This is a genomic window from Pseudooceanicola marinus (assembly GCF_002786295.1).
In the GTDB taxonomy this organism is placed as follows: Bacteria; Pseudomonadota; Alphaproteobacteria; order Rhodobacterales; family Rhodobacteraceae; genus Pseudooceanicola; species Pseudooceanicola marinus.
On sequence record NZ_PGTC01000013.1, the window covers coordinates 1 to 2,500 of the forward strand.

Below are 2,500 nucleotides of genomic sequence, written 5' to 3' on the forward strand. Positions count from 1 at the left end.
TTTTTGGGTCGGCGGGTTTTTGTTCATCGTGTTTGGATTTTTACTAGGTCTGGCGGCGACTTACTCTCCCACGACTTAAGCCGCAGTACCATCAGCGCGACGGCACTTAACTTCCGGGTTCGGAATGGGACCGGGTGTTTTGCTCGTGCTATGACCACCAGACCGAGGAAAAATCCAACTTGAGAGATATCAATCAGTCCGCGTCAGTGACTTCTGATCGTTCCTGATTTCTACTGGAACGGATCAAGCCTATCGGGCCATTAGTACCGGTCAACTGAACACATTGCTGTGCTTACATCTCCGGCCTATCGACGTGGTGGTCTACCACGGCCCTCAGGGATACCTTGTTTTGAGGGGGGCTTCCCGCTTAGATGCCTTCAGCGGTTATCCTTTCCGATCATAGCTACCCAGCACTGCTATTGGCATAACAACTGGTCCACCAGTGGATCGTTCACCCCGGTCCTCTCGTACTAGGGGCAACTCCTCTCAAGTATCCTACACCCACGGCAGATAGGGACCGAACTGTCTCACGACGTTCTAAACCCAGCTCACGTACCTCTTTAAACGGCGAACAGCCGTACCCTTGGGACCTGCTCCAGCCCCAGGATGAGATGAGCCGACATCGAGGTGCCAAACACTGCCGTCGATATGGACTCTTGGGCAGTATCAGCCTGTTATCCCCGGCGTACCTTTTATCCGTTGAGCGATGGCCCTTCCACTCGGGACCACCGGATCACTATGGCCGTCTTTCGACTCTGCTCGACTTGTCAGTCTCGCAGTCAGGCTGGCTTCTGCCATTGCACTCAACGAGCGATTTCCGACCGCTCTGAGCCAACCTTCGCGCGCCTCCGTTACGCTTTAGGAGGCGACCGCCCCAGTCAAACTACCCGCCACACAGGGTCCCGGAACCCGATAAGGGATCGCGGTTAGACATCAAGCAGAACAAGGGTGGTATCTCAAGGATGACTCCACAGGAACTGGCGTCCCTGCTTCGAAGTCTACCACCTATCCTGCACATGTTGTGCCTGATGCCAGTGTGAAGCTGTAGTAAAGGTGCACGGGGTCTTTCCGTCTAACCGCGGGAAGCCTGCATCTTGACAGGCAATTCAATTTCGCTGAGTCGATGTTGGAGACAGCGGGGAAGTCGTTACGCCATTCGTGCAGGTCGGAACTTACCCGACAAGGAATTTCGCTACCTTAGGACCGTTATAGTTACGGCCGCCGTTTACCTGGGCTTCAATTCGGAGCTTGCACCCCTCCTTTTAACCTTCAGGCACCGGGCAGGCGTCAGACCCTATACGTCGTCTTGCGACTTCGCAGAGCCCTGTGTTTTTAGTAAACAGTCGCCACCCCCTGGTTTGTGCCCCCGGATCCAAGTTGCCTTGAACCCGGGCCTCCTTCTCGCGAACTTACGGAGGTATTTTGCCGAGTTCCTTCAACATCGTTCTCTCAAGCGCCTTGGTATTCTCTACCAGTCCACCTGTGTCGGTTTAGGGTACGGTCTCATGTGGGGCTATTTCCTGGGACTGATTAGCGGCCCACCCAATCCGATAAGGGTGAACAACCTTCACAATCCGTCACATCCCACTGGCCCAGGAATATTAACCTGGTTCCCATCGCCTACGCCTTTCGGCCTCGGCTTAGGGGCCGGCTTACCCTGCTCAGATTAGCTTTAAGCAGGAACCCTTGGACTTTCGGCGAGAGTGTCTCTCACACTCTTTGTCGCTACTCATGTCATCATTCTCGCTAGTGATCTCTCCACCGGATCCCTCACAGGCCGGCTTCACAGAAAGCTTCGAGCCTTCAATACCTTCCGGAGAAGGTGAAGAAGGCATGAAGCTATGTCACACTACGCTCCGCTACCACTGCATACGCAGTCCTCAGCTTCGGCTCATGGCTTGAGCCCCGTTACATCTTCGCCGCAGGACAACTTGATTAGACCAGTGAGCTGTTACGCTATCTTTAAAGGATGGCTGCTTCTAAGCCAACCTCCTGGTTGTTTTGGTCGTCCCACCTGCTTTCCCACTTAGCCATGAATTGGGGGCCTTAGCTGGAGGTCAGGGTTGTTTCCCTCTCCACTACGGGCGTTAGCACCCGCAGTGTGTCTGCCATCTAGTACTCCCGGGTATTCGGAGTTTGGTTAGGATCAGTAAGCCTGTGGGGCCCCATTACCCATCCAGTGCTCTACCCCCCGGGGTATTCGGATGACGCTCTACCTAAATAGATTTCGCGGAGAACCAGCTATCTCCGAGTTTGATTGGCCTTTCACCCCTAGGCACAACTCATCCCGACCTTTTTCAACAGGTGTGGGTTCGGACCTCCAGTACGTGTTACCGTACCTTCATCCTGGTCATGCCTAGATCACTCGGTTTCGGGTCTGATCCCACGAACTCGACGCCCTATTAAGACTCGCTTTCGCTGCGCCTACACCTATCGGCTTAAGCTTGCTCGTGAGACCAAGTCGATGACCCATTATACAAAAGGTACGCCGTCAGCTCTC

2 rRNA genes (1 of these 2 cut by a window edge) are annotated in these 2,500 nt (G+C 54.3%); both read right to left on the bottom strand.

From position 1 onward, the window contains the following. Positions 1-47: 47 nt before the first annotated feature. Positions 48-162, bottom strand: a 5S ribosomal RNA gene (rrf, locus tag CVM50_RS08105). 77 nt (positions 163-239) lie between these two features. Further along, a 23S ribosomal RNA gene (locus CVM50_RS08110) occupies positions 240-2,500 on the bottom strand (it continues 572 nt past the right edge of the window).